This window comes from Microbacterium oxydans, assembly GCF_006540085.1.
Taxonomy (GTDB): Bacteria; Actinomycetota; Actinomycetes; order Actinomycetales; family Microbacteriaceae; genus Microbacterium; species Microbacterium oxydans.
On sequence record NZ_BJOG01000001.1, the window covers coordinates 381,112 to 407,292 of the forward strand.

General features: G+C 68.5%; 23 protein-coding genes. 16 read left to right on the top strand and 7 right to left on the bottom strand.

Annotated elements, in window-relative coordinates; genetic code table 11:
* The first annotated feature begins 138 nt into the window (after positions 1–138).
* Positions 139–726 (top strand): GNAT family N-acetyltransferase, encoded by a 588-nt coding sequence (locus MOX01_RS01780; RefSeq protein ID WP_141368156.1) that lies wholly within the window; start codon positions 139–141, stop codon positions 724–726.
* Positions 727–776: 50 nt separating this feature from the next.
* Here MOX01_RS01780 and MOX01_RS01785 read toward each other — a convergent pair whose 3' ends face one another.
* Positions 777–3,128, bottom strand: coding sequence for an arylsulfatase (locus tag MOX01_RS01785; protein WP_141368157.1), 2,352 nt, complete (start codon positions 3,126–3,128; stop codon positions 777–779).
* Positions 3,129–3,256: 128 nt separating this feature from the next.
* Here MOX01_RS01785 and MOX01_RS01790 point away from each other — a divergent pair, with 128 nt between their 5' ends.
* Positions 3,257–3,613, top strand: coding sequence for an avidin-fold protein (locus tag MOX01_RS01790; RefSeq protein ID WP_230977771.1), 357 nt, complete (start codon positions 3,257–3,259; stop codon positions 3,611–3,613).
* Positions 3,614–3,619: 6 nt separating this feature from the next.
* Here the strand turns inward: MOX01_RS01790 and MOX01_RS01795 are convergent, their stop codons facing one another.
* Complete coding sequence (locus MOX01_RS01795) at positions 3,620–4,210, bottom strand: Lrp/AsnC family transcriptional regulator (protein ID WP_269140002.1); 591 nt, start codon at positions 4,208–4,210, stop codon at positions 3,620–3,622.
* 150 nt (positions 4,211–4,360) lie between these two features.
* Here MOX01_RS01795 and MOX01_RS01800 point away from each other — a divergent pair, with 150 nt between their 5' ends.
* The 5 genes from MOX01_RS01800 to MOX01_RS01820 are packed head-to-tail and all read left to right on the top strand — an operon-like array spanning position 4,361 to position 9,575.
* Positions 4,361–5,944, top strand: a complete 1,584-nt coding sequence (locus MOX01_RS01800; RefSeq protein WP_046748521.1) for an ABC transporter substrate-binding protein — start codon at positions 4,361–4,363, stop codon at positions 5,942–5,944.
* Between the two features lie 11 nt (positions 5,945–5,955).
* On the top strand, positions 5,956–7,017 hold the full coding sequence (locus tag MOX01_RS01805; protein WP_058631931.1) for an ABC transporter permease: 1,062 nt from the start codon (positions 5,956–5,958) through the stop codon (positions 7,015–7,017).
* Positions 7,014–7,925, top strand: coding sequence for an ABC transporter permease (locus MOX01_RS01810; RefSeq protein ID WP_017203805.1), 912 nt, complete (start codon positions 7,014–7,016; stop codon positions 7,923–7,925). Before MOX01_RS01805 ends, MOX01_RS01810 begins: the two co-directional genes overlap by 4 nt.
* On the top strand, positions 7,922–8,743 hold the full coding sequence (locus tag MOX01_RS01815) for an ABC transporter ATP-binding protein (protein WP_046748523.1): 822 nt from the start codon (positions 7,922–7,924) through the stop codon (positions 8,741–8,743). Before MOX01_RS01810 ends, MOX01_RS01815 begins: the two co-directional genes overlap by 4 nt.
* Positions 8,736–9,575, top strand: a complete 840-nt coding sequence (locus MOX01_RS01820) for an ABC transporter ATP-binding protein (protein ID WP_058631932.1) — start codon at positions 8,736–8,738, stop codon at positions 9,573–9,575. Before MOX01_RS01815 ends, MOX01_RS01820 begins: the two co-directional genes overlap by 8 nt.
* Positions 9,576–9,735: 160 nt before the next feature.
* On the opposite strand, the gene MOX01_RS01825 is transcribed toward MOX01_RS01820, so the two are convergent.
* Positions 9,736–10,440 (bottom strand): hypothetical protein, encoded by a 705-nt coding sequence (locus MOX01_RS01825; RefSeq protein WP_227751218.1) that lies wholly within the window; start codon positions 10,438–10,440, stop codon positions 9,736–9,738.
* A gap of 255 nt (positions 10,441–10,695) precedes the next feature.
* Here MOX01_RS01825 and rpsF point away from each other — a divergent pair, with 255 nt between their 5' ends.
* From rpsF to rplI, 4 genes are all read left to right on the top strand, one after another.
* The gene (rpsF, locus tag MOX01_RS01830; protein ID WP_021201450.1) at positions 10,696–11,064 is read left to right on the top strand and encodes a 30S ribosomal protein S6; all 369 of its coding nucleotides are present in this window, start codon (positions 10,696–10,698) and stop codon (positions 11,062–11,064) included.
* 5 nt (positions 11,065–11,069) lie between these two features.
* Positions 11,070–11,582 carry a single-stranded DNA-binding protein gene (locus MOX01_RS01835; protein ID WP_045262453.1) on the top strand — a complete coding sequence of 171 codons (513 nt, stop codon included), beginning with the start codon at positions 11,070–11,072 and terminating at the stop codon, positions 11,580–11,582.
* A gap of 77 nt (positions 11,583–11,659) precedes the next feature.
* Entirely contained in the window at positions 11,660–11,914 is a 255-nt protein-coding gene (gene rpsR, locus MOX01_RS01840) for a 30S ribosomal protein S18 (protein ID WP_017829850.1), read from the top strand.
* Between the two features lie 11 nt (positions 11,915–11,925).
* Entirely contained in the window at positions 11,926–12,378 is a 453-nt protein-coding gene (rplI, locus tag MOX01_RS01845) for a 50S ribosomal protein L9 (RefSeq protein WP_045262454.1), read from the top strand.
* A gap of 71 nt (positions 12,379–12,449) precedes the next feature.
* Here the strand turns inward: rplI and MOX01_RS01850 are convergent, their stop codons facing one another.
* Positions 12,450–13,148, bottom strand: a complete 699-nt coding sequence (locus tag MOX01_RS01850) for a helix-turn-helix transcriptional regulator (RefSeq protein ID WP_046748527.1) — start codon at positions 13,146–13,148, stop codon at positions 12,450–12,452.
* Between the two features lie 73 nt (positions 13,149–13,221).
* Between MOX01_RS01850 and MOX01_RS01855 the strand changes: the two genes are divergently transcribed.
* Complete coding sequence (locus tag MOX01_RS01855; protein WP_141368159.1) at positions 13,222–13,962, top strand: alpha/beta fold hydrolase; 741 nt, start codon at positions 13,222–13,224, stop codon at positions 13,960–13,962.
* A 13-nt stretch (positions 13,963–13,975) separates the two neighbouring features.
* On the opposite strand, the gene MOX01_RS01860 is transcribed toward MOX01_RS01855, so the two are convergent.
* The gene (locus MOX01_RS01860) at positions 13,976–17,659 is read right to left on the bottom strand and encodes an efflux RND transporter permease subunit (RefSeq protein WP_141368160.1); all 3,684 of its coding nucleotides are present in this window, start codon (positions 17,657–17,659) and stop codon (positions 13,976–13,978) included.
* A gap of 370 nt (positions 17,660–18,029) precedes the next feature.
* Between MOX01_RS01860 and MOX01_RS01865 the strand changes: the two genes are divergently transcribed.
* Together MOX01_RS01865 and MOX01_RS01870 are read left to right on the top strand one after the other, a co-directional pair.
* Entirely contained in the window at positions 18,030–20,165 is a 2,136-nt protein-coding gene (locus MOX01_RS01865; protein ID WP_141368161.1) for a CapA family protein, read from the top strand.
* A gap of 240 nt (positions 20,166–20,405) precedes the next feature.
* Entirely contained in the window at positions 20,406–20,750 is a 345-nt protein-coding gene (locus MOX01_RS01870; RefSeq protein ID WP_141368162.1) for a hypothetical protein, read from the top strand.
* 252 nt (positions 20,751–21,002) lie between these two features.
* On the opposite strand, the gene MOX01_RS01875 is transcribed toward MOX01_RS01870, so the two are convergent.
* Together MOX01_RS01875 and MOX01_RS01880 are read right to left on the bottom strand one after the other, a co-directional pair.
* Positions 21,003–22,556 (bottom strand): chaplin family protein, encoded by a 1,554-nt coding sequence (locus tag MOX01_RS01875; RefSeq protein WP_141368163.1) that lies wholly within the window; start codon positions 22,554–22,556, stop codon positions 21,003–21,005.
* Between the two features lie 104 nt (positions 22,557–22,660).
* A complete protein-coding gene (locus tag MOX01_RS01880) occupies positions 22,661–23,677 on the bottom strand; it encodes a hypothetical protein (protein WP_141368164.1) in 1,017 nt (338 codons plus the stop codon).
* A gap of 557 nt (positions 23,678–24,234) precedes the next feature.
* Here MOX01_RS01880 and dnaB point away from each other — a divergent pair.
* Positions 24,235–25,608, top strand: a complete 1,374-nt coding sequence (dnaB, locus tag MOX01_RS01885; protein ID WP_082066285.1) for a replicative DNA helicase — start codon at positions 24,235–24,237, stop codon at positions 25,606–25,608.
* Positions 25,609–25,702: 94 nt separating this feature from the next.
* Complete coding sequence (locus MOX01_RS01890) at positions 25,703–26,161, top strand: VanZ family protein (protein WP_141368165.1); 459 nt, start codon at positions 25,703–25,705, stop codon at positions 26,159–26,161.
* Positions 26,162–26,181: the final 20 nt, after the last annotated feature.

Below are 26,181 nucleotides of genomic sequence, written 5' to 3' on the forward strand. Positions count from 1 at the left end.
CGCACGCGCCGGAGGCAAGACGACCACCCACCTGCTCGCCTCCTCTCGTGTGGGGATCACACCCGACTACGGCGACCTCCTGCTCGCCGTACGTGCGAGGACGGCGCACCTGCCGGGCCTCCTCTCCCTGGATCTCGAATGACAGGGCAGGGAGGGCACGACCCCGAGTACCCGATCGGCACGGAACGACTGCTCCTGCGTCCGATCGCCGCGTCCGATGCCGTCGCGATGCACCTCTACAAGTCGGATCCGGATGCCGTGCGGTATGTGCCGTATGCACCGTTGACGCTCGCCGATGTCGAGCAGCGCATCGCGACGACCTGGTCGAACACGCACTTCGCGAAGGAGGGCGACGCCGTGTCCCTCGCCGTCGAAGAGCGCGAGTCCGGTGCCCTGGTCGGCGACGTGGTGCTGTTCTGGCGCAGCGAGACCGACCGATCCGGCGAGGTCGGGTACATCTTCGACCCGCGGGTCGGCGGCCGTGGTTATGCGACGGAGGCCGTCGAGGCACTGCTCGCGCTCGGATTCGACGGACTGGGTCTGCACCGGATCGTCGCGCGAATCGACGAGCGCAACACGTCATCGGCTCGCGTCGCCGAGAGGCTCGGCTTCCGGCGTGAGGCGCGGCTGGTCGAGAGCGAGTGGTTCAAGGACGAATGGACGACGCTGCTGGTCTATGCGCTCCTCGAGGACGAGTGGCGCTCGCGCAGCGCTCCCCTGAGGTGATCGAGGGCGGCGGGGATCGGTGATCGCACGCCGCCCTCGATCAGGTTCGGCTACTGCTTGAGCATCGCCACGGCGAGCTTGTGCTTGTCGTCGATCAGGTGGGAGTGGTCGTCGTCTCCGAGGTCGATGCGCACCCAGTGCAGGGTTCCGGTGAAAGCGTTGCCCACCGCCTGGTAGTCGGGCGATACCGGTGAAGCCAGGTCGCAGCCGACGTCGACGGTCTCGTCGAAGGTGAATTGGAACGGGATCGTCTTGTGCACGCGACCCTCGCCGATCTTGTCGTCGCCGACGTAGAGCGAGACCGTGCCGCCCTTGGCGAGACCACCGCCGTCGTAAGCGAAGTGGGCCCGTACCTCCTGCTCACCGACCGGAATCTCGGTGTCGGAGCGAATGATGTCGACGTCGATGCCGAGCAGGTTGTAGGCGAACGCGAGGCGTCCGTCCTTCGTATAGAACGACCAGCCGCCGTACGCCCCTCCCTGCGCGATGAGCACGCCGTCCACACCGGAATCGGGCACCGACACCTGTGCGGTCACCGTCCAGGACTTGTTCTTGATGTTGATGGTGGTGTTCTCGCTGAGGCGCTTCATGCCGGGGTAGAACTTCTGGGTGCTGCTGAGCGAGAGGACCGGCCGGCCAGCGAGGTCGGGGTTGAACCGCTCGGCGGTGCGGATGTCGAGGGGAAGCACGTTGAACCGGGCCGCCTGGATGAGGAACAGCTGTTGCAGGTGGGCGAGCTTCTCCGGCTCCTGCTCGGCGAGGTCGTGGGACTGGGTCCAATCCTCGTCGACGTTGTAGAGCTCCCAGCGATCGTCGTCGAGACCGTGGTCGGAGCCGAGCCAGGGATCCTTGTGCTTCGCGACCGCCGTCCAGCCCTTGTGATAGATCGCGCGATTTCCGACCATCTCGAAGTACTGCGTCACGTGGCGTTCCTCTGCCGTGGCATCCGTGAAGGTGTAGTTCATCGCCGTGCCCTCGTAGGGGCGCTGGGTCACCCCGTTGACGCTCGTCGGCTCGGGGATGCCGGCGGCCTCGAGCACGGTCGGTGCGACATCGATGACGTGCGAGAACTGGTTGCGGATGCCGCCCTTCTCCACACCTCCGTTCGGCCAGCTGACGATCGTGCCGTTGCGGGTGCCGCCCCAGTGGCTCGCGACTTGCTTGGTCCACTGGTACGGCGTGTCCATGGCGTGCGCCCAACCCACCGCGTAGTGGTTGTACGAGCTCGGGGTGCCGATGTCGTCGATGTGGTCGGCCACGTACTGCTCGGTCTCGATGTCGTTCATGTGGTTGATCGTGAAGCCCTCGTTCGTCGTGCCGTGCATCGACCCCTCGGCACTCGCGCCGTTGTCGCCGATGATCACGTAGACGAGGGTGTCGTCGAGGATGCCGAGGTCTTCGTAGGCGTCGAGCAGGCGGCCGACGTGGTGGTCGGCGTAGGCGAGGAACCCGGCGTAGACCTCCATCTGACGTGCGAGAGCGGGCTTGATGAGGTCGCTCATCTCGTCCCACGAGGGGATGCCGGGGCTCCGCTCGGTGAGCACGGCATCGGCCGGGATCACGCCGAGCTCGAGCTGGCGGGCGAAGGTCTCCTTGCGGATCTCGTCCCATCCCTGGTCGAACTGCCCCTTGTACTTGTCCGCCCACTCGGCGGGCACATGGTGCGGGGCGTGCGTCGCGCCCGGTGCGAAGTAGGTGAAGGCGGGCACGTCGGGGGCGAGCATCTTCTGCTCCCGCGTCCAGGCGATCGCCTTGTCGGTCATGTCACCCATGAAGTGATAGCCCTGCTCGGGTGTGCCCCACGGCTCGACGGGTGTCGTGTTCTCGTAGATCGCCGGGTACCACTGGTTGGTCTCGCCGCCGATGAAACCGTAGAAGTACTCGAAGCCGTTGCCGGGGGTGGGCCATCCGTCGAACGGACCGATCGCGCTCGCCTGCCACACCGGGACCTCGTGGCACTTGCCGAACTGGGCGGTGTTGTAACCGTTGAGCTTGAGCGTCTCGGCGAGCGGAGCGCAGCTGTTCGGACGCAGCGAGTTGTACCCGGGGGCCGACGTCGCGATCTCGGTGATGCCGCCCATGCCGACCGTGTGGTGGTTGCGTCCGCTGAGCAGAGCGGCACGGGTCGGCGAGCACAGGGCCGTGGTGTGGAAGCGGGTGTACTTCAGCCCTGCAGCCGCCACGCGCTCGAAGTTCGGGGTGTGGATCGGGCCGCCGAAAGCGCTGGATGCGCCGAAGCCGACGTCGTCGATGAGCACCACGAGCACGTTCGGAGCTCCCGCAGGTGGGCGCACGGGAGTGATCGGCGGGAACGACGTGTCCGGGTCGGTCGCGTCGTAGGTGACCGTGCCCGTGTAGGCCAGGTCGGGGATCGGAAGACTGGAACGCTGGGGCTCGGACATGCTCACTCCTACGGCTCTCAGCGAGCAGAGCAGCCCGCTTCGCGCTCAGCCTAAGCAGGGCGGTGCGGGGTGTCACTACCCCGGGCGGGTGACTTTGCGGGTGAGTTCCGACGGGCATAATCAAGGGTGTGACTGCGACTGCAACCCTTCCCTCCCTCGACGGCCGCCGATTCCGGATGGTGTCGTCCACGACCTCGGCGGTCGACCCGGAATCCCCGAGCATCTTCGAGTACTTCGAACGCGACGGCGCGATCTGGGGCGGGTACGAGGGCGACACGGTCACCTTCGGCAAGTTCGTCGGCACCCGCACGGGCGACACGATCTGGGTGTCGTTCGTCCATGTGCTCAAGAGCGACGGCACGGTCGTGACCGGCGACGGCGAGAGTGAACTGGAGCTGACCGTCGACGGCGGCATCCGTCTCGTCGAGCACTACGAGATGCACGGTCTGCCGCAGCTGAGCGTGTGCGAGGAGATCTCGGCCTGACGCGGGTCAGCGCGGCGGAAGCGTGTCGCGCCCCGGCGAGGCGGGCGTCCACCGCGTCATGCCCAGTGGTGCGGTGACGCTGCTCCGTTCCGGAAGGTCGCCCGGCAGCAGGTAGGGGCGGCGGATCACCTCGTCGAGCACGACGACGCTGACCACCGTACGCACCTCGGGCAGCTGGGCGATCACCCCGGTGGAGAACTCGTGCACGCCGCTGACATCGACGGCCCGGATGAGGAGCATCGCATCGTGCTCGCCCGTCGTGATGGCGCACCATTCGACGTCCGGCATCTCCGTCACGCGTTCGCGGAACGACGCCCACGCCTGCGGCATCACCGTGACGAACACGAGCGCCCCGATCGACAGCCCGGCCTTCGCCTGATCCACGCGGGCACTGAAGCCGGTGATCACCCCGTCGTGCACGAGCGACTCGACGCGGGTGTAGGCGTTCGCGCGAGAGATGCCGACCTTGTCGGCGAGGGCGGCGATCGAGACACGACCGTTATCACGGAGCACTTCGAGGATTCTGTACGCCGTCTCGTCCAAGGGCGCGGCACTTCGTCCAGAAAGCTTCGACTCTTCCGCATGCTTGCTGGACATATTGTTACCCACAATCGAGGTTCTGGACAGAGCGTGCCGAGGTGACCCGCTCTTGCTGGACACATCGTCGCATATGATGCGAATCTGATCCACGGTCGTCCACATCGGTGGCGGCTCACCCGAATGTACTCCTCGCCCTTGGAGGCCCTCATGTCGTCACGCCGTATCACGCCGGTCATCGCGCTCGGAGCCGTCGCGCTCCTCGCGCTCGCAGGTTGCTCGGGAGGGAACTCGGCGAACAACGGCGGGTCTTCCGGGAGCTCCGACTCCCTCGTCATCGACACCGCGTTCTCGATCGAGACCACCGACCCGGGTCACACCTACGACCCGACCGGCAACATGATCGCCAAGGCGCTCTACGAGACCCTCGTCGACTTCGAGGGCTCCGACGTCTCCACCCCGGTTCCGGGCCTCGCGTCGTGGGAGCAGAACGACGAGGCGACCGAGTTCACCTTCACCCTCGAGGGTGACCGCGTCTTCTCCGACGGTTCGCCCATCGAGGCGAAGGACGTCGTGTTCTCGCTGCAGCGCATCCAGGGCATGGAAGACGCCAAGCCCAACTTCCTCCTCGGCGGCCTGACCATCACCGAGGTCGACGACAAGACGATCCAGTTCACGTCCGAGACCCCGCTGCTGCAGCTGCCCGCGATCCTCGCGAACCCGGCACTCGGCATCGTCAACTCCGATGTCGTGATCGAGAACGGCGGCGCGACCGACGGCACCGACTCGGCGCAGAAGTTCCTCGACGGCGCATCCGCCGGCTCCGGACCGTTCGTGCTCGACACCCTCGACCTCAGCTCGCAGGTCGTGCTCACCAAGAACGACGAGTACAACGGCGACGAGGCGACGGACTACAAGCGCGTCGTCGTGCGCAACGTCTCCGAGAGCGCGACGCAGCTCGCCAACCTCAAGGGCGGCGACTCGATGGTCGCGATGGACCTGAACGGCGACCAGGTCGCCGGTCTCGGCGACGACATCACCGTCGACTCCGTTCCTTCCGGTCAGACCATCTTCCTGCTGCTGAACCAGGGTGCCGCCGGCGGCGACCTGGCGAACGTCAAGATCGCCGAGGCGATCCGCTACGCACTCGACTACGACGCACTGCTGGAGCTGGCCGGTGCCGGCTCCGTCCAGGCGACCGGGGTCATCCCTCCCGGGTTCGAGGGCGCGCTCGACAGCGGTGTGAAGCAGGACCTCACCAAGGCCAAGGCCGCACTCGCCGAGGCCGGATACACGGGGCAGACGCTCAAGCTGCAGTTCCCGAACGACTACCCGGTCGGCGGCGTGGAGTTCACCCCCCTCGCCGAGCGCGTGCAGGCCCAGCTCGAAGACGCCGGCATCACGGTCGACCTCGCCCCCGCGCCGTTCGCGACCGAGCTCGACGCCTACGTCAACGGCACCGAGGGCTTCGGCCTGTGGTTCTGGGGCCCGGACTACGCCGACTCGGCGAACTTCCTGCCCTTCGCTCCGGGTCTGAAGGTCGGCCTCCGTGCCGGCTGGGCGGCCGAGGCCAACCCGGAGATCGCGGGCATCGCCGCCGGTGCTGCCGCAGCGACCGACTCCGAGCAGCGCACGTCCGCGTTCACCGCGTTCGCCGAGGCGATGCAGGCCGAGGGTCCCTTCGTCCCGCTCATCGTCCCCGGTCGCAACATCTCGTCTGCCGACAGCGTGAAGGGCGCCGTGTACAACTCCGTGTGGGAGATGGACATCGCCGAGATCACGCCCGCCGGCTGATCGGACGACTCATGACGACAGTGGCCGTGCAGAGGCAGGCGCAGCGGCGCCGCTCGCCTCTCGTCGGGTACCTGCTGCGGCGGGCCGGCACCTCCCTGCTCCTGCTGGTGGGCGTGACGATCGTCACCTTCGCGCTCACCAACCTGGTGCCGGGAGACCCGGTCTCGGCAGCGCTCGGTGAGGGCGCGTCGCAGAACCCCGCGACGCGCGAGGCGTTCATCAAGGCGAACGGACTCGACCAGCCACTGTTCGTGCAGTACTTCATCTATATGGGGAACCTCCTGCGCGGAGACCTCGGCACGTCGCTGGTGACCGGACGCCCGGTCACCAGCGACCTCGCCACCGCCGTTCCCGCGACGATCGAGATCGCGATCGGGGCGATCATCGTCAGCCTCGCCGTCAGCATCGTGCTCGGCACTCTTGCGGCCTACCGCCGCGGACTCGTCACCGACCAGGTCATCCGCGTCGTGACGCTCGTCGGCCTCAGCGTCCCGACCTTCTGGCTGGCGCTCGTCAGCTTCTACGTGTTCTTCCTCGAGCTGCGCATCGCGCCGGGCTCCGGCCGCATCTCGCCGTCGATCACGCCACCCCCGCGCGTGACCGGGCTCTACACGGTCGACTACCTCTTGAACGGCGACGCGGTCGGCTTCTTCGATGCCCTTGCGCACCTCGCCCTCCCGGTCATGGTGCTCTCGCTCGTGACCATCGGCCTGCTGACCCGCTTCATCCGCACCTCGGTGCTCGAGGTGCTCGGCAGCGACTACGTGCGAGCCGCCCGCGCCAAGGGACTCCCGGCCATGCGCGTCATCCTCGACTACGTGCTGCGCGGAGCCTCGCTGCCGATCCTCACGGTTGTCGGCGTCGCATTCGGTGCCCTGCTCTCCGGCACGGTGCTCGTCGAGTCGGTCTTCGCGTGGCCGGGCCTGGGAACCTACGCCTACAACTCCGCCGCGAACCTCGACCTGCCCGGCATCATGGGCGTCGGTCTCGTGGTCGGCGTCATCTACCTCCTCATCAACTTCATCGTCGACCTGCTCTACGGCGTGCTCGACCCGAGAGTGAGGATCGCATGAGCCGCATCGCTGCAGCGACCCCTGCCGGACGCTTCCGTTTCCGCTGGCCGCGTGCCTGGCGCACCCCGCTCGGCATCATCGGCACCGTGATCGCCGGTGCGTGGATCATCGTCGCCTTCACCGCGCAGTGGTGGGTGCCGTACCCGCCGAACGCGCAGGTGCTCCCTCGACTGCAGGCGCCGGGCATCGACACGCTTCTCGGCACCGACGGCAACGGCCGCGACATCTTCTCGCGTCTGATGACCGGTGCGACCGTGAGCCTGCCGCTCGCGCTCATGCTCGTGATCGCGGCCATGATCATCGGCACGCTCATCGGCGCGCTCGCCGGATACTTCGGCGGCTGGGTCGACGAGACCCTCATGCGCATCACCGATCTGTTCATGGCGTTCCCGACCGTGATCCTCGCGATGGTGGTGGCCGCCTCCCTCGGGCCGTCGCTGTTCAACGCCGTGATCGCGGCGATCGTGGTGTCGTGGCCGCAGTACTCCCGCGTCACCCGCAGCATCGTGCTGGGCCTGCGCGGGCAGAACTACGTGATCGCCGGTCGCCTGCTCGGCCACTCGCCGGCTCGCACGCTGTTCGTCGACATCCTCCCGAACATCGCCGGTCCGGTTCTCGTGCTCGCGACGCTCGACATCGGTGCGGCGATCCTACTCCTCTCGGGACTCTCCTTCCTGGGCCTCGGCGCCCAACCGCCGACGGCCGAGTGGGGGTCGATGATCTCCGGAGCGATGCAGAACTTCGACGCCTGGTGGCTCGGAGTCTTCCCCGGCCTCGCGATCCTCACGGTGGTGCTGGCGTTCAACTTCCTCGGAGATGCGATGCGCGACGTGCTCGACCCGACCGCCGAGATCACGCACGAGAAGGCGGCGGAGCACAAGGCGTCGGCGACGGGAGTGGCCGCATGACCTCGGCGCAGGGAAACTCGTCCCTCAGCATCCGTGACCTGACCATCGACATCGGGCGCCCGCTCGTGAAGGGCGTCTCGCTCGAGCTCGAGGCCGGCCGCATCCACGGCCTCGCCGGGGAGTCCGGTTCCGGCAAGACCCTCACCTCGCTCGCCGTGCTCGGGCTGCTGCCGCGTCAGGCGCGCGTCGGGGGATCGATCCTGCTCGCGGGGGAGGAGCTGGTGGGCCTGAAGCGCCGCTCCCTCAACACGGTGCGTGGTAAGCGGATCGCCATGGTGTTTCAGGATCCGTCGGCGTCGCTGCACCCGCAGCTGCCCGTCGGTCGTCAACTCACCGACCACATGCGCGTGCATCTCGGGCTCAAGGGTGCGGCGGCGCGGGCACGCGCCGTCGAACTGCTCGAGACCGTGCAGGTGCCCAATCCGACGGAGGCGCTGAAACGGTATCCGCACCAGTTCTCCGGCGGCCAGCGTCAGCGCATCGCGATCGCCTGCGCCCTCGCCTGTGACCCCGAGGTGCTGCTGGCGGATGAGCCCACCACCGCGCTCGACGTGACCGTGCAGGCGGGGATCCTCCAGCTGCTGCGAGACCTCGCCGTGGAGCGGAACCTGGCAGTGCTCCTCGTGACGCACGACCTCGGCGTGATGAGCGCGATCGCCGACACGGTGGCCGTGATGAAGGACGGCCGGATCGTGGAGCTCGCCGATCGCGAGACCCTGTTCCGCGATCCGCAGCACGAGTACACGCGCATGCTGCTCGCGGCCCTCCCGGGTTCGCGCATCGATGAGGCACCGGAAGGGCAGGCCGCAGATGAGTGAGGTCGCAGTCCTCGATGCGCAGGACGTGGTCGTGCGCTACCCGGGCAACCCGCCGGTGATCGCCGTGAACGGCGTGTCGATCCGGGTGGCCGCGGGGGAGACCGTCGCGCTCGTCGGTGAGTCCGGCAGCGGCAAGTCCAGCCTCGCCCGTGCCGTGGTCGGCATCGAGAAGATCGCCGCGGGGACCGTGCTCTTCCGGGATGCTCCGGTCGCCCCGCTCGGCATCCGGCGGCGGGGGCTCGCGCTCACCGGCATCCAGATGGTGTTCCAGGACCCGGCGACCTCGCTGAACCCCCGGCGCCGGGTCGGTGACCAGATCGCCGACGGGATCGCCACCGCCAAGGCGCGGGGTGCCGAAGGGTCCACGGTCGAGGAGTGGCTCGAGCGCGTCGGGCTGCCGACGAATGTGAGCACCCGCTTCCCGCACCAGTTCTCGGGCGGGCAGAAGCAGCGCATCGCGATCGCGAGGGCGCTGGCGGCTCGGCCTTCGCTGCTCGTGGCCGATGAGCCGATCTCGGCGCTCGACGCGTCGACCCAGACGAGTGTCGCCGGCCTGATGCGCGACCTGGTGGCCGAGTCCGGCGCGGGCATGCTGTTCATCTCGCACGACCTCGCCGTGGTGCGCCGCATCGCCGACCGCACGTTCGTGATGTTCGGCGGTCGCGTGCTCGAGTCGGGTCCGACGGATCAGCTCTGGGCCGCGCCGAGGCATCCTTATACGCAGGCGCTCCTGGCGGCGATCCCCGAGCCCGACGGCGCCGGGCGCATCCCTGCCGCCCCCACGGTCGACGACCGCACCGTGTGGGCGGAGGTTCCCCCGGTCGCGTACTGACCCGCGGTGCCTCCTGCGAAAACGGAGACGACCCCTCCCTCGGGCGGAGTGTCGAGGTGCGACACTCCGCGCTGAGAAGGGATCGTCTCCGTTTTCGCCGGCGGCCCTGCGGATGCAGCTCCTGCGGATGCAGCTCCTGCGGAAGCAGAGCGCGCGGATGTCAGAGTGGTGCGACGATGTCCTGCTTCACGTCCCACTCGGTGACTTCCTGGATGCTCTCGATCTTCTGGCCCTCGACCTCGGTGGAGGCGTTGGCGGCGAGCACCGCGTAATCGCTCGTGACCTCGAAGACCATCGCGACGCTGGTGCCCTGCGCCTCCGAGGTGCCGGTGAGGAGGAACACGTCCTGGCCCAGACGCGTGCCCTTGCCGGTGACGGTGTACTCGCCGGACAGCGTGTCGGCCACGCCCATCGGGTCGGACGCGTCGACGGCCTTCGCGGCCGTGCTGAGCGTGCTGATCTCCTGGTCGGTCGAGTTCTCGTCGGCGACCTGCCACTCGCCCGTCGCGGACTTGACCCACGCGTCATCGCCGATCACGATGACCGACCCGAACGTGGTGGTGGTCTCGACCGCGTCGTCGGCCGGGTTGTAGCGCGTGGTCGACTCCATGCCCAGGGTCGTCATCTTCGCGGAGAACCCGGCGGTGTCGGTCATGGCGGCCGTGACGCACTCCGCGAGAGTGGCACCGTCGATGGTCGTGCCCTCCTTCAACTCGGGGCAGTCCGCCTGCGGTGCTTCCGCCTCCTGCGAGGCTCCGGCACTGGGCTTCTTCTCGGCGGTCGAGTCCGATCCGCTTCCGGTGCATCCGGTGAGCAGCACGGCGGCGGCGAGCACGACGCCGACCCCCCATTTGTTGACGCGCATCGCGTTCCCCCTCTGGTCGAACGCCCGATGACCGTCATCGGGCACTCTTTCCAGCATGCCAAACACCCTAGGAGTTCCCGTCACCACCGACCGCTGTGTCGGGGTCTTGTTCGCGCCCGCACCGCTCTTCCGCTAGACTGTCGAGGTTGTCTGCCTTGCGGCGTCCATTCGGGATTCCAGAGGCGGGCACGTGCACACACCCTCCTGCTCCCGGGAAATTCCCGAGAGCCGTTCTAGTCCGAAGGAGGTGGGTAAGTGACGCACCAGTACGAACTCATGGTCATTCTGACCCCCGAGATCGACGAGCGCCAGGTCGCACCTACGCTCGACAAGTTCCTGAAGGTCATCACCAACGATGGTGGCTCTATCGAGAACGTCGACATCTGGGGCAAGCGCCGTCTCGCCTACGAGATCCAGAAGAAGACCGAGGGCATCTACGCCGTCGTCAACTTCACCGCGACCAGCGCCGCCACGCAGGAGCTCGACCGTCAGCTGAAGCTGAACGAGCAGATCATGCGCACCAAGGTGCTCCGCGCTGAAGAGGCTCAGGCGATGATCGCTTCCGAGGCCAAGCGCTCCGAAGAGAAGGCTGCCCGCAAGGCCGCCAAGGCTGCGAAGGCCTAAGTCTCATGGCCGGCGAAACCGTCATCACCGTGGTGGGAAACCTCACGGCCGACCCCGAGCTGCGCTACACGCAGAACGGGCTGCCGGTGGCGAACTTCACCATCGCATCGACGCCTCGGAACTTCGACCGTGCCGCGAATGAGTGGAAGGACGGCGACGCGCTGTTCCTCCGTGCATCCGTCTGGCGCGAGTTCGCCGAGCACGTGGCAGGTTCGCTGACGAAGGGCATGCGCGTCATCGCGCAGGGCCGTCTGCGTCAGCGCTCCTACCAGGACCGCGAGGGCAACCAGCGCACCGCGATCGAGCTGGAGGTCGACGAGATCGGCCCCTCGCTCCGGTACGCGACCGCGCAGGTCACCCGTGCGGCCTCGACCGGCGGTGCCGGCGGCGGTGGCGGTGGACAGTCTCGCCCCGCGCAGCAGCAGGTGTCGGAGGAGCCGTGGTCCACGCCCGGCTCGTCGACCAGTGCCGATGCCTGGAGCACTCCGGGCAGCTTCGGCGACGACACCCCGTTCTGAAAACACTTCTCTGGCCCTGAGCTGGACCCCTGGGTCCCTGAGCTCGTCGAAGGGCCGCTCATCACTAAGGAAAAACTATGGCTGGAAAGTCGAGCGGCGACCGCCGCAAGCCGCGGAAGGGTGGCAAGCCCACCGCTCCCGCGAAGTCCATCCGGGTCGGTGTCATCGATTACAAGGATGTCGCCACCCTCCGCAAGTTCGTCTCGGAGCGCGGCAAGATCCGCGCCCGTCGTATCACCGGTGTCTCGGTGCAGGAGCAGCGTCTGATCGCCACGGCGATCAAGAACGCGCGCGAAATGGCGCTCCTGCCCTACGCTGGCGCCGGCCGGTAAGGGGTATCGAGATGGCAAAGCTGATTCTCACGAACGAGGTCGCCGGGCTCGGTAGTGCCGGTGACGTGGTCGAGGTCAAGAACGGGTACGCCCGTAACTTCCTCATCCCGCAGGGCTTCGCTACGGCGTGGACCCGCGGTGGCGAAAAGCAGGTCGCTTCGATCCAGGCCGCGCGTCAGGCACGCGCGATCCACGATCGTGACGACGCTGTCGCACTGAAGAACGCTCTCGAGGGCACCAAGGTGCGCCTCACGGTCAAGGCCGGCAAGGAGGGTCGTCTCTTCGGCTCCGTCAAGACCGACCACGTCGCGGATGCTGTCGCAGCCGCGGGCCTGGGTTCGATCGACAAGCGCAAGGTGCACATCCCGTCGCCCATCAAGGTGACCGGTGAGCACGAGGCGACCGTGCGTCTGCACGACGATGTCACCGCAGTCATCACGCTGCAGGTCATCGCCGCCAAGTAAGCACACGCGGCAAAGCCCCCTGTTCTTCGGGACGGGGGGCTTTCTGCATCCTCGGATGAGGGAACGTCGCCTCAGAGGTCGCGGCCGTGCACGGGTCTGGCGTTCGCCGGGGGATCTCCGACCTCGTCGACGGTGTGGCCGGTGCAGGCCGCCGCTGTCACGCTGGCTCGTTCGACGCGCGAGACGGCGAACCACCGGATGGCATCGCGCAGTCGACACCAGCCGACCAGGTACCACCGCCCACCTGTGGAGGCGAACAACACGGGTTCGACGTCTCGGGTGGTCGCGACGCCGTCTCCCGATGTGTAGCGGATGCGCACGACGCGCTGCTCCGACATAGCCTCCTCCAGCGCCGACCGGACCGCGCGCGACGGCGACGGGGGTGCGTCGACCCAGACGCGGTGGGCGAGCTCGTCCGCACCGGCGCGGGTGCGCGGGTCGAGGACGTCGATGATCTTGCTCACGGCGGCTGCGGCCAGATCGCCGTACGGGGCATCCGGGCTCGCCGATACGGCCGCCATCAGGGCTACGGCCTGCGCGGGCGAGAGCGTCACGGGTGGCAGGGATGCGCCCGCCGCCAGCCCGTAGCCCCCACCCGGGCCGGGGCGTGACCACAGCGGCGCGCCGCTGCGCCCGAGAGCGGCCAGGTCGCGCTTGACGGTGCGCACGGAGACCTCGAACTCGCGCGCCAGACGCTCGGCCGACACGCCCCGCGAACCGCTGCGGCGCAGCATCTCCGACAGGGCATGCAGTCGCTCCGCACGTTTCACGGGCGGACCATCACGGAATTCATGACATAGATAGTGACACACACCTGTCTGCCGTGCAGCGCAGGCTGGTGGCATGACACACACGAAGAGCAGCCCGACCATCCTTCTCATCGCCGGACATTGGCTGGGGGCGTGGGCGTGGGACGAGGTCCTCCCGCACCTGGACGATGACGGCACTCGCGCGTCCGCGATGACGCTGCCCGGCCTCGACGCGGACGACCCCGACCGCGTCGCGAGGACCCTCGACGACCAGACGGAGGCGATACGCGAGGAGCTCGCCCGACTCGGGCCTTCGGCGGAACGGCGCGCAGTGATCGTCGCGCACAGCGGTGCGAATGCTCCGGTCAGCCTGATCCTCGATCGGCACCCTGAGCTGGTCGCACGCGTCGTCTGGGTCGATTCGGGACCGGTCGCATCCGGGAGTGTGTTCGCGCCCGACCTGCCGCACGACGTGGACGAGCTTCCCGTTCCGCCCTTCGACGTGCTCGGGCAGCAGGCGAGCCTGGAAGGCCTGAGCCCAGAGATGCTCGCCCGCTTCCGTGAACAGGCCGTCCCCGAGCCGGGCCCCGTGCTGCGCCAGTCCGTCGAGCTCGTGAACGACGACCGTCGTGCCGTACCCACCACCCTGGTGTGCTGCTCGATCCGGAGCGGGCAGGTGCGGGAGCTGGCGCAAGCGGGTCATCCGATGTTCGCGGAGGTCGCCCATCTGATGGACGTCGACATGATCGACCTCCCCACGGGGCACTGGCCCATGTGGAGCCGGCCGGGCGACCTCGCCGAGCTGGTCCGGGCGGCGGCCGCCCGGACCAGCTGATCGAGTCGGAGCGCTACTCGCGCTCGCCTGCGACCTCGAAGATGTCGGTCGGGATCTCGGCTGCCGCGGCACGCCGTTCCTCGCGCCGTGCGCGTCGCTCCGCGCGCTTCGCGATGCGGCGGTCCCGCCGGCGCTCCACCAGTGTGTAGAGGATCGGCACGAGCACGAGCGTGAGCAGCGTCGAGGACACGAGCCCGCCGATCACCACGATCGCGAGGGGCTTCGAGATGAACACGCCGCCACCGGTCAGCCCGAGGGACATCGGGATCAGGGCGAACACCGTGGCGGCCGCCGTCATCAGGATCGGACGGAGTCGCAGACGCGTGCCGTGCTCCACGGCGTCGTCGAGACTCGCGCCCGCCTCGCGGAGGCGGTTCACCAGGTCCATGAGCACGATCGCGTTCGTCACGACGATGCCGATCAGCATCAGCAGTCCGATCAGCGCGGGCAAGCCCATCGGAGTGCCAGTGAGGAGCAGCCCGAGGATCGCCCCGGTCGCCGCGAACGGGATCGAGATGAGCAGCACGAGCGGACCACGGAAGTTGCGGAACGTCGCCACCATCACCAGCAGCACGAGCACGATGGCGCCGAGCATCGCCAGACCGAGCTGGCTGAACGCCTCGTCCTGCTGCGCCGAGGCGCCGCCCTGTTCGAAGGTGACCCCTGCCGGCAGGTCGGTCTCGGCGATGGCCTTGTCGATGGCCAGTCCGGCGGCGGACAGTCCGCCCTTCTCCGGCGTCACCGTGAGCGTGACCTGGCGCTCGCCATCGGCGCGTGTGATGGTCGGAGCAGTGAGCTCCTCCTCGACCGTGGCGATCGCGGCGAGCGGGATCGCGGTGCCGGTGACCTCGGCGGCCGCCTTCTGCTCGGCCTCGGCTGCCTCGGCCTCGGCCTGCTGGGCGGCGGCGTCGGAGCGGCTCTGACGCAGGGCCTTGATCTGCTCGTCGGCGGCCGTGATCCCGGACTGCGCGCCGTCGATCGCACTCTGGAGTGCGGCCAGCTGTTCTGCACGCTCCGTCTGGGCCTTGAGCATGGCCTCGTCGTCGGGGCTCAGCGGGTCCGCCGGAACGATGGGTGCTGCCGACAGCTCGGCCAGTTGACGGTTGAGGGCACCGATCTGACCGGCCATCTCCGCGCGCTGCTTCGTGGCCGTGTTGATCTGCGAATTGAGTTCGTTCTCCGCCTTGACCTTGGCCTCGTTCGCCTTCGCATCGGCCTTGGCCTGGAGGGCGTCCGCTGCCGCCTTCTGCGCTTCGGCGGTCTGCTGGGGCGTGACCGGAAGCATGATCTCACCGAGCTTGTCGGCCGTGCGTGCCGATCCCGGCGTGCGCACGACGATGTCGCGCTCCTGGCCCTCGTACATGAGGGTGCCGACCGTGGTTCCGGACAGCGCCTCCTGAACGGCCTTGGCGATCATGGAGCGGTCGAATCCGAGGCGCGTGGCCAGAGGCTCGTCGACCTTCACGCGCAGCACCGGCTGTTCACCGGACAGCTCGCTCTTCACGGAGCGCACTCCGTCGGCGTCGGCCAGCTGCTTCTCGAGCAGGTCGCTCGCCGTCCGCAGCGCGGTGGGGTCGTTGCCCTGGATCTGGAGGGCGATGCCGTCACTCGCCCCCGCCAGGGAGGCGTCCTGCGCGGCGAGCTCGATCTCTCCGCTGTCGGGCAGCCCGTCGAGGGCCTTCTGCACCTGTGCTTCGACATCCGCGACCTCGGCGCCGTCCTCCACGCGGAGGTCGTACGTGATCGAGGTGGGTGTGCCGGGGGTCGGCACCGGGATCGACGTGGTGATGTCGGCGATCCCGTCGATCTTCCCGAGCGTCTTCTCGACGGGTTCCGCCGCGGCGACCAGATCGGCCGTGGCCTCCTTCGGCGGGGTCTGCACGACCTGGAGGCTCGCCTGGCCGGACGACCCCAGGAAGTCCGTCTGGATGAACGGGGTCATGCCGAGGGTCACGACCAGCAGCAGCGCGGAGGCCACGAGTGTGATCACCGGATGCCGACGGGTCGCGTTGAGGGCCGGCATGAACGTGCGCTGCAGGCGGTCCGGAGCGGAGTGGATCTCGTCGAGCTCCGACGGGATGTCGCTCTCGCGGGCGGGTTCGGCGGAGGCGGACGCCGTCCCGAGCGCTGCCGTCACCGCTGTCGTCGTCGCCGCGGCGGCAGTACTCCCATCCTCGACCGACTCCTCCGACGAGGGCTGCGCCTCCTCGGGGGTCGACGTCCGGTGTCGGGGTGCCTTGTTCAAGAACCACGAGGCGAGCACGGGCACGATGGTGAGCGACACCACGAGCGAGGCGAGCAGGGCGATCGAGACGGTCACAGCGAACGGGCGGAACAGCTGACCGGCGATACCTGAGACGAACGCGATCGGAAGGAACACCGCGACGGTGGTGAGCGTCGATGCGGTGATGGCGCCGGCGACCTGCCGCACGGATGCGACGATGCCGTCGATCGTGAGCGGACCATCGCCGCGTCGCCGCGAGATGTTCTCGATCACGACGATCGAGTCGTCGACCACGCGTCCGATCGCGATCGTGAGCGCGCCGAGGGTCAGGATGTTGAGAGTGTTGCCGCTCCACCACAGGCCCACGAGAGTGATGAGCAGCGACAGCGGGATCGAGACCGCCGCGATGATCGTCGAGCGCCATGAGCGCAGGAAGGCGAGGATCACGAGCACCGCGAAGAGCAGGCCGAGACCGCCTTCCACGGAGAGGTCGTGGATCGACTGCTCGATGTAGGGCGCCTGGTCGAAGATGGTGACGAACTCGGCGTCCAGGATCGGTGCGAGCCGGTCGAGCTCGGCGTTCACGCCGTGCGAGATGTCGACGACGTTGGCGCCCTGAGAGGGGATGACCTGGAGCGTGAGGGAGGGCTTGCCGTTGACGCGCGAGATGGTCTGCGCCGGAACCGTCTCGATCGAGACGTCGGCGAAGTCGGCCACCGCGACCGCGCCGTCGGGGGTGGGGACGGAGAGGGTCTGGATGTCCTCCAGGGTCGCCAGCCGGGATCCGACCGTGATCGAGAGGGGGCCCTCGGCCGAATCCGCCTGACCGGCGGGGAGCGCCGCTCCGTGGGCCTCCAGGAGCGGTCCGAGTGTGGAGGGCTCGACCTTGAGGCGCGTGACGTCTGCGGAGCGGAGGTCGATCGTGATGCGCTGCGTCTCCTGACCGGCGAGCGTGACGTCGCGAACACCTGAGACGGTCTTCAGCGCCGGGACGACCGTCTGCTGCAGGGCGTCCCCGAAGGCCTCCTGGTCGCCGCTGGTCCCCGCGCTCAGCACCATCGCGGGCAGGTCTCCCGCGCCCCCCGAGGCCACGTTCACCTCGGTGCCGGAGGGGAAGCCGGGCTTCAGGGACTCCGCCGCGCTGCGGATGGTGCGCAACGTCTCCTCGTCGTCTTCGCCGAAGGTCCACTCGACGAGGACCTGCGCGTCGCCGGTCGCCGTCGTCGAGGTGACGCTGGTCACGCCGGGTACGGCGCGGACCGCCTGCTCCAGCGGCTCGGTGATGGTGCTCGCCATCTCCTCGGGGGCAAGACCCTGCGACTGCGCCGAGATGAAAGCCATGGGCGCCTGCAGCGACGGCATCAGCTCCTGCTTGAGCGAGTTCATCGATATCAGCCCGAGGGCGACGATCGCGAGCGTCGCGAGCGAGAGGATGAGGCGGTTCTTGAGACTGCTGCGGGTGAGGAACGACATGGCGCGGTGGCGTGCTTTCGTGTGAGGCGCGACGGACGGACAGGCGGACGCGCGGCGGGTGCGGCCGGCGGGCAGCCGCCAGTCGTCGGGCCGTACCGGTTCCCGCCCGGTTCCTGCACAGATCGATGAGAGGCGACTGCGCAGCGGCGACACGGTCGATGCTTCGAGCCTGCCGGTTCGGCCGCACCGGGACATCCCCCCGAGGGCTGATACCGGTCATCCCGCGGGACGATGATCGGCCGGGAAGAGCACGGTTGCGGGAACGTATGCGGTTCTGCATACACTCCCGCAACATCGGCTGCGCTTGGCTCGAAGGCATGAGTGCTCTCCTGGTGAACCCCACGTCTCGTCGCCGAACCGGCCTCCGCGCGTGACCGTGGTCTCGTCGCCACCCCGGGCGGCGTGGGGAGATGCCGCGAAGGGGCTGCTGATCGTCCTGGTGGTCTTCTGGCACGTCGTGCTGAAGACGTACCTGCAGGTCGATTGGCGCATCGGCATCCCGATCCCCGGTGTCTGGGGACTCGCCAGCGATCTCATCTGGCCGTTCCTGATGCCGTTGTTCCTGCTCGTCTCCGGCTACTTCGCCGCCGGTGCACTGGCGCGGCCGTGGGCTGCCGTGTGGCGACCTCGGGTCGTGCGCTTCCTCTACCTCTATCTGGTGTGGACCCTCATCCACATGCTCGCGATGTGGGCGTTCCCCGACTTCCCCACGTTCGTTCCCCGCAGCGTGTCCGAGTTCGTCGAAGGGGTGACGATCAGCCCGCCGAACACCTGGTACCTCTACGCGCTCGCGCTGTACTTCCTCGTGGCCAAGGGGCTGCAGCGTCTTCCGCGCTGGACGCTCCTGGTCGCCGCATCGGCGCTGTCTGTCACAGTCGCCGCCGGCGTGGTCGACGTGGTGAGCAATCGAGGCTCGCTCCTCTACAACCTGCTGTTCTTCCTGGTCGGGGCCTATCTCGCGCCGCGGATCGGTCGTTTCACGGCACGGCCGCGGCGTCTCGCGGCAGGGGTGCTCCTGCTCGCCTACCTTGCCGCCTACGCCGTGATGCGAGTGACGGGCGCGGAGCAGGTGCCCGGCGTCTGGCCGATCGTGTCGTTCGTCGGAGTGACGATGGGTCTCGCCGTCGCGACCCTGCTCCCGGGGGTGCCGTTGCTGGGGAGAGGGCTGACATGGCTGGGGGCACGCACCCTGCCGGTCTACCTCCTCCACATGCCGCTCCTGGTGCTCGCGGATGCCGCACTGGTGGGTCCCCTGTCCGACGCGGGGAGCGCCGCACAGCTCGTGGGCGCGCTGGTGCTCCCGCCGTTGCTGACGGGTGCACTCGTGGCGGCCTGCGTCTTCCTCGCGCGGCTCACGGAGCGCGATGGGCTGTCCTGGCTCTGGGATCTTCCCCGGTTGCGGGCCGACCGGAAGAGTGGTGCCGCTCGCCCGCGCATCCCCTGGCGCACTCCGGTGGCGGTGCTGGTGCTGGTCGCCATCGCCGTCGGGCTGAGCGCGGCGGCGGCGTTCCCGGCGCGCACGTCAGAGGCGCGCGCTTCGTCTGCGACGCGCTCGGGGGAGGTGAGCATCGGAGCGGTCGGGGACGTCCTCCTCTACGACGTGCAGCACGCCGTGCCGGATGATCGCGGCCGGGCATACTTCGACGATGTCCGGCCGTGGTTCACGGAGGACATCGTCACGGGGAACCTCGAACAGGCGATCAGTGCGGAGACCGGGTACGACAAGTGCGGCCGCAGCGCGAGCTGCCTGGCGTTCCGGAGCGATCCCGATGCCGCCGCCCACCTGCAGGGCTTCGTCCTGCTCAACCAGGCCAACAACCACAGCCACGACTACGGGAGGACGGGTTTCGACGAGACGAGGACGCTCCTGCGTGCGGTGGGGATCGACGCCGTGGGGGAGCGCGACGAGATCGTCGTCACCCGCGTCGGGAGCACCTCGGTGGCGATGGTCGGATTCGCGCCCTACAGCGGCTTCAACCGCATCACCGACCTGCGGCACGTGCGGCAGCTGGTGCGCGCTGCTGCGGCGCAGGCCGACATCGTGGTCGTGCATGCGCACATGGGGGCGGAGGGCCCCGGCGCCGACGCGGTGACACCGGGCACCGAGTTCATGTACGGCGAGAACAGGGGAGACCCGATCGCGTTCGCGCACGCAGTGGTCGACGCGGGCGCCGATCTGGTGATCGGACATGGCCCGCATGTGCTCCGCGGGGCGGAGTTCTACCGCGGGCGTCTGATCGCCTACAGCCTGGGCAACTTCGGGGGCGGGGGAGTGTTCGGCGCCGAGGAGGAGACACGCTACGGCGCCTATCTCTCCGTCCGGCTGCGAGCGGACGGCAGCCTTGTGGCCGGGCGGGTGCGACCCGTGCGGTTCGAGTTCGACGGTGGCGCGCCGCATCCCGACTCGACCGGTCGGGTGACCGACCTGATGAACGAGCGGAGTCGGCGTGACTTCCCCGACACGGCGGCGCTCATCGACGAGGGCGGTGTGCTGCGGGTGCCATAGCGCGCGTCGGGGCTGGTCGAAGGTCGTCGAAGACTGGACGAAAGTCTCCCCGGTTCGGCGTAATGATCCGACCTCCCGTTCCATCTCTCAGGTGTGAGGGTTGCTCGGTCGAAAGGGGGCCGGGCATTGCGAGGGGTGAGGGAAATCGTGAGTGGTCGAAGCCCAGCGGATCGGCTTATGGATGAGTTGGAGGTCGAGTGCGGGGCGAGCGTGCAATGCGTCACGGATCGGGTCTCCGCCATGATGGGGATCGATATCGAAGTGCAGGTTCTCGGGGAGGCGGAATGGCAGGCGACGCCCAGGCACGTGTTGGTGGAGGGTGATCGCGCCAGGATCCCCGTCCGGGCTTCCGACCCGCGCTGGTACCGGTTGCATGTGGTCGTCCACGAACTCGCGCATCTGCTGAGCGGAGACTCCCGCTGCACCGCCCTTCCGATGTCGTTCGATCAGCTCCGGCGCCCTGCCCAGGCGCGAGTGCTCATGCATGCGGGTATCAGCGGCTTCGAGCCGGACGAACCGGGTGCAGACGAGATCGCCGAGCAGCAGGCCGATGTCCTCGCTCGTCGCCTGGGCGCCTTGCTCTGAACCATCGCGCGGGAGCGCATGAACCGCCCGGGCATCCGTCCGCACTCCCGGCCGGCACGCCGATAACCAGCTTCCGGGCGCGACGGATGCCCCGTGGGTGGGGATTCCACGGGGCATCCGCCCTTCTGCGCCGGCGTCGAACGACGGTGTGAGCTGGGGGCTACGACTCCGTCGACGTATGGGGTGGACGCAGCGGCGCACCGGCGGTGCGGGTCTCCTCCCCCGAGGACGAGCGCACCGCCGGCGTCATCGCTACGCCGTCAGCCGGCGGCGTCGCAGCAGTCCAGCGCCTCCGAGGAGAAGCAGGATCGCGGCGAGGACGATCAGTCCTTCAGCGGGCGCTCCACCCGTCATCGCGAGCCCGTGGGCCTGGCCGGTGGTCGCTGCGCCCGAGGCGAAAGCGGCTCCGGACGTGCCGGGGGTCGAGCTGGCGGGGTTCGTGCCCGGGATGGTGCCGGGGTCGGTGCCCGGGTTGGTGCCGGGATCCGTTCCGGGGTCCGTTCCGGGATCCGTGCCTGGGTCCGTTCCTGGGTCCGTACCGGGGTTGGTTCCCGTGCCGGGATCGGTCACCGTGGCCTCGCCGATCACGGAGATGGCGTTGCCGCCGAGCGTGATCGGCACGTTGACCGGCAGCGCCACCTGGGTGCCGCCGAGGATGCCGTCGGTTCCGGTGGTGGTGTTGCCTCCGGTGGCCGGGGCGGGAGTGTTGGTCCCGCCGGTTCCGGTGCGGGTGACGGTGGCGTCATCGAGGACGGAGATCGCGTTGCCGGTCACGCCGATCGGGGCGGTGACGGGTGCGGTGATCTGGGTGCCGCCGAGGACGCTGTCGGTTCCGGTGGTGGTGTTGCCTCCGGTCGCGGGAGCGGGGGATGCGGTCGCAGCCGCTCCGCTGCCCGTGGACGAGGTGTCGCCGAGCAGGGAGATCGCGTTGCCCGACACCGTGACGGGTGCCGTGACGGGCGCGGTCGCCTGCGTGCCGCCGAGGATCGCGTCGTCGCCCGAGGTGCCCGCCGACGTGGCCGGAGCGGACGAGCCAGACGGACCGGCGGTGCCGGCGCCCGTCGAGCTCGTGTCGCCGAGCAGGGAGATCGCGTTGCCCGACACCGTGACGGGTGCCGTGACGGGCGCGATGACCTGTGTGCCACTGCCGACGCCGTCCTCACCGGACGTCGTCGATCCGGTCGGGGTGGAGGGCGCCGGTGCTGCGGCTCCCTGCCCGGTCGGAGCCGTGCTCTCGGTGTCGCCGAGAACCGACACGGCGTTGCCCGTCACGGTGATCGGCGCGTTGACCGCGAGCAGTGCCTGGGTGCCCGAGAGCACTCCGTCCACGCCGTTCGTGGTCACGAGAGGCGCCCCGGCCGATGTGTCGGTCTGGGGAGCCGAGCTCTGGGGAGTCCCGGCCGGGGCGCTGGTCGTCGACGTGTCGGTCACGCTCACGGCGTTGTTCGACACGGTCACGGGAAGGTTGACGGTGACGGCGGCCTGAGTACCGGACGCCGTCCCCGACTCGCCGCTCGTCTCGGCAGGTGCCGGAGCGGGTGCAGGTGCAGGTGCCGGAGCGGGTGCAGGCGCCGGGGCGGGCGCCGGCGCAGGGGCTGGCGGGCTCGACACGACGGCGTCGCTCACCACGGAGATGGCGTTGTTCACGACGGAGACCGGGGCGGTGATCGCCGTCTCCGCCTGGGTTCCGGAGAGCAGTCCGTCGTCTCCGGTCGTCTCGGCCGCGTTCGCGACCGTCGCGCCGAAGAGCGTGATGCCCCCGGCGATGAGCGTGCCCCAGAGGGCCCGCTTCAAGGAAGTACGCATGATGGTTCTCCTGACTGGGTGGATCGTCTGATGGGTGCACGCGATCGGAGTGCGCGTGCAGCACGGCATCTGTCGTTCCTCGGAAGGAACGACGTGACGATCCGTCAGTCAGGAGAGACGTCGGTGTCGGCGACCGGCGAGGAGGGTACCTCGTCGTCGGAAGCGCCGGAGGTCCGCTCGCCAGCACGGAGCGGAGAAGCGTTCGCGTCGCTGAGACGCGCGGGGGACGTGCCGCTTCCGCCGCCGGAACCGGCAGAGGAAGACGCGGGAACCGCGGTGCCGAGCGGGCCTCCGGGCGGAGACCCCGCGGGCACAGGAGTGGTGTGGTCGAGGGCAGCGGTGGTGCTCTCGATCGCTGAGCGCAGGGTCGATGGAGGTGCCACGGGGGCGGACCCCGAGGTCGGTGTCCCTGATGGTGTCGCTGCGGCAGGCTGCGTCGCGAGGACGGCGGCCGCCACGACCGCGGGTTCGGCGATGACGCCGGAGACCTCGCCTGGATCCTGGATCGGTTCCTGGGTCGTCGGAGGATTCGTCGGGTCGATGGCTTCCAGTACGGGAGGGACGATCTCGTTCGTCACGTTCCCGAGGAGGGCCGTGGTGTGGTCGACGACATCGACCACGTCGCCGACCGCCGAGATCAGGCCGAGGTCGGAGGCGAGTCCGCCGACGACGGGGATGCCGGACACGGCCTCGAGAACCGGGTCGGTGATCTGCGAGACCGGCGCTCCGGTGAGGGTATCGGTGACCGGGGCGACGACGGTGGCCGCCGTCTCGGTCACGGCGTTCACGACGGGTGCCACTGTCGGCCCGACGACCGGTGCACTCGTGACCGGCTGCGTGACGGCGGCGACCACGGCGGGGGCGGCCTGCTGCACGGGGGCGACCACCTGAGTGACCACGGGAGCGACCACCTGCGTGACCACCGGAGCCACGGGGGTCGTGACGGTGGACACCGTCTCGCTGACCAGTGTGGTGAGTCCGTCGAGGGGGCCGTCTTCCTGTTCGTCCGCGTGCGCGGACCCGCCCGCGAAGAGCACGGCGAGCGTCGTCAACGCGAGCACGCCGATGCCACCCCAGAAGACGCCGGCAGATATGCCGCGTCGGGTGGCTCGAGCGTCCACGTCAACCTCCCCCTCAGAAGGCCAAGCACGTGTGCCTCCCCCTCAGAAGGCAACGCCTGTCGACGCAGGTGCGTCGATTGCGGGTGACGATACTCGCGCGCAGGCGATCTGTCTAGGGGGTTGTCCGCGGGTTTCTGCGGATGTCAGCGCGTGACGCGCCCGAGGAAATCTCGGCTTGACTTTCCCCAGGTTCTACACATCCCGAACGCGCAGAGGGCAACCTTCAACGCCCGATTTAAACTGATTTTCATCCACAGCCTGGGGAATCGATAAAAGCCTGTTCAAAGGCGATAAAAAAGTTTGGATACGCGCTCCTCCACGGGGTTATCCACACCCGTTGTGCACAGACACTCCAGGCTTGTTCGCACGCTCTCCACAGAGTTATCCACAGGCCGTCTTGCATGGGGAAACAGTCGCTCGTAGCGTGGGCGAGCGACCGAATGTCGGAAGCCTCTGTTCTGCTGTTCAGGACGGTGTGAGCGCCGAGACCCGAGGGGCCCGCCCCCGGACGTCGCACCACGACATCGCATCGGAAACGTCGCATCGAAGGGAAGACTGTGTCGATCGCCGACATCTCAGAGGAGCGCATGGGCGCGAAGCGCGCGCCGGAGCGCACGCCTCCCCACGATCTCCTCGCCGAGCAGAGCGCCCTGGGCGGAATGCTCCTGTCGAAGGACGCGGTCGCGGATGTCATCGAGACCCTCAAGGGCGCCGACTTCTACATCCCGAAGCACGAGCTGATCTTCGAAGCGATCCTGTCGCTGTATTCGCACGGCGAGCCCACCGACGTCGTCGCCGTCACCGATGAGCTCATCAAGACCGGCGAGCTCGGTCGCGCCGGCGGCGCCGACTACCTGCACACGCTGACGTCGATCGTCCCCACGGCCGCGAACGCCGGCTACTACGCCGGTATCGTCTCGGAGCGCGCCATCCTGCGCCGCCTCGTCGACGCCGGCACCCGCATCGTGCAGCTCGGCTACGCCGGTGAGGGCGATGCGACCGACATCGTCAACAACGCGCAGGCCGAGATCTACTCGATCACCGGATCCGAGACAGCCGAAGACTACGTGCCGCTGCAGATTGCCGTCGATGCCGCGCTCGAAGAGATCGAGGCTGCCAGCGGTCGCGACGGGTCGATGACCGGGGTGCCGACCGGCTTCAAGGAGCTCGACGAGCTCACCAACGGCCTGCACGGTGGTCAGATGATCGTCGTCGCCGCTCGACCCGCCATGGGTAAGTCCACGCTCGCGCTCGACTTCGCGCGCGCGGCGTCCATCGGTCACAACCTCCCCTCCGTCTTCTTCTCGCTCGAGATGGGCAAGAGCGAGATCGCCATGCGTCTGCTCAGCGCCGAAGGTGCCATCCCCTTGCAGAACATGCGAAAGGGAAACCTCGACCCGCGCGACTGGACCACGGTCGCCGCGACGCGAGGGCGCATCAACGACGCTCCGCTGTACATCGACGACAGCCCCAACATGACGCTCGTCGAGATCCGCGCGAAGTGCCGTCGCCTGAAGCAGCGCGAGGGTCTGCGCATGGTCATCATCGACTATCTGCAGCTCATGACCTCGGGCAAGCGCGTCGAGTCGCGTCAGCAGGAGGTCTCGGAGTTCTCGCGAAGCCTCAAGCTCATCGCCAAGGAGTTGCAGGTTCCGGTCATCGCCCTGTCGCAACTGAACCGTGGTCCGGAGCAGCGCACCGACAAGAAGCCCGCCATCAGCGACCTGCGAGAGTCCGGCTCGATCGAGCAGGACGCCGACATGGTCATCCTGCTGCACCGCGACTCGGTCTACGACAAAGACGTGCGTCCCGGTGAAGCCGACCTGATCGTCGCCAAGCACCGTAACGGTCCGACCGCGACGATCACGGTCGCGTTCCAGGGTCACTACTCGCGCTTCGCCGACATGGCTCCCGGCGGCGACTTCAACTGACCCGGGGATTCCGGCGCTGATCGCGTTCCACCTCTGAAGGTTGCCGACCGAAACGCATACGCTCACGCAACATCGGATGCGGTGGGGTGGACGTATGAACCCCTCTGCTCGCCCTCGCGCATCCTCCGGTCCCCGGCTGCTCGTCGCGGGTCTCGCAGCGCTGGCGGTCGTCGCCGTCACACTGACACCGCGCCGATTCGCGGGTCCTGCCCGCGCGCTCTTGATGGACTTCGCCCACGTCTTCGCCGCGCCGCTGGTCGAACCGATGAGCTATCTCCAGCTGGAGAGCACTCTCAATGCTCTGCTCTTCGTCCCGCTCGGAGCCGCAGTGGCGCTCGCGCTCAGCAGGCGCCTCTGGATACTCGCGCCCGCGCTGGTGTTCGGTACGTCGTTCGCGATCGAACACGTACAGGCCTCGATACCCGGTCGCGTTCCCGACGTGCAGGACATCGTCTGGAACACGGTGGGCGGCGTCGTGGGAGCAGTCGTGGTGGGGATCGTCCGAACAGTTCTCCGGCCGATCCGCCGATCTCGCGCTGGCGACGGAGAGTAGTCGTTGATGCTGCTCCGGTA

What these genes read in the sequence shown, in the direction of transcription:
- MOX01_RS01810 (WP_017203805.1), top strand. Translation starts at nt 7,014, where the DNA reads ATGAGCCGCATCGCTGCAGCGACCCCTGCCGGACGCTTCCGTTTCCGC.
- MOX01_RS01815 (WP_046748523.1), top strand. Translation starts at nt 7,922, where the DNA reads ATGACCTCGGCGCAGGGAAACTCGTCCCTCAGCATCCGTGACCTGACC.
- MOX01_RS01820 (WP_058631932.1), top strand. Translation starts at nt 8,736, where the DNA reads ATGAGTGAGGTCGCAGTCCTCGATGCGCAGGACGTGGTCGTGCGCTAC.
- MOX01_RS01860 (WP_141368160.1), bottom strand. Translation starts at nt 17,659, where the DNA reads ATGTCGTTCCTCACCCGCAGCAGTCTCAAGAACCGCCTCATCCTCTCG.
- MOX01_RS01855 (WP_141368159.1), top strand. Translation starts at nt 13,222, where the DNA reads ATGACACACACGAAGAGCAGCCCGACCATCCTTCTCATCGCCGGACAT.
- MOX01_RS01890 (WP_141368165.1), top strand. Translation starts at nt 25,703, where the DNA reads ATGAACCCCTCTGCTCGCCCTCGCGCATCCTCCGGTCCCCGGCTGCTC.
- rplI (WP_045262454.1), top strand. Translation starts at nt 11,926, where the DNA reads ATGGCAAAGCTGATTCTCACGAACGAGGTCGCCGGGCTCGGTAGTGCC.
- MOX01_RS01780 (WP_141368156.1), top strand. Translation starts at nt 139, where the DNA reads ATGACAGGGCAGGGAGGGCACGACCCCGAGTACCCGATCGGCACGGAA.
- MOX01_RS01825 (WP_227751218.1), bottom strand. Translation starts at nt 10,440, where the DNA reads ATGCGCGTCAACAAATGGGGGGTCGGCGTCGTGCTCGCCGCCGCCGTG.
- MOX01_RS01805 (WP_058631931.1), top strand. Translation starts at nt 5,956, where the DNA reads ATGACGACAGTGGCCGTGCAGAGGCAGGCGCAGCGGCGCCGCTCGCCT.
- MOX01_RS01795 (WP_269140002.1), bottom strand. Translation starts at nt 4,210, where the DNA reads ATGTCCAGCAAGCATGCGGAAGAGTCGAAGCTTTCTGGACGAAGTGCC.
- MOX01_RS01800 (WP_046748521.1), top strand. Translation starts at nt 4,361, where the DNA reads ATGTCGTCACGCCGTATCACGCCGGTCATCGCGCTCGGAGCCGTCGCG.
- MOX01_RS01870 (WP_141368162.1), top strand. Translation starts at nt 20,406, where the DNA reads ATGATGGGGATCGATATCGAAGTGCAGGTTCTCGGGGAGGCGGAATGG.
- MOX01_RS01785 (WP_141368157.1), bottom strand. Translation starts at nt 3,128, where the DNA reads ATGTCCGAGCCCCAGCGTTCCAGTCTTCCGATCCCCGACCTGGCCTAC.
- MOX01_RS01835 (WP_045262453.1), top strand. Translation starts at nt 11,070, where the DNA reads ATGGCCGGCGAAACCGTCATCACCGTGGTGGGAAACCTCACGGCCGAC.
- MOX01_RS01875 (WP_141368163.1), bottom strand. Translation starts at nt 22,556, where the DNA reads ATGCGTACTTCCTTGAAGCGGGCCCTCTGGGGCACGCTCATCGCCGGG.
- rpsR (WP_017829850.1), top strand. Translation starts at nt 11,660, where the DNA reads ATGGCTGGAAAGTCGAGCGGCGACCGCCGCAAGCCGCGGAAGGGTGGC.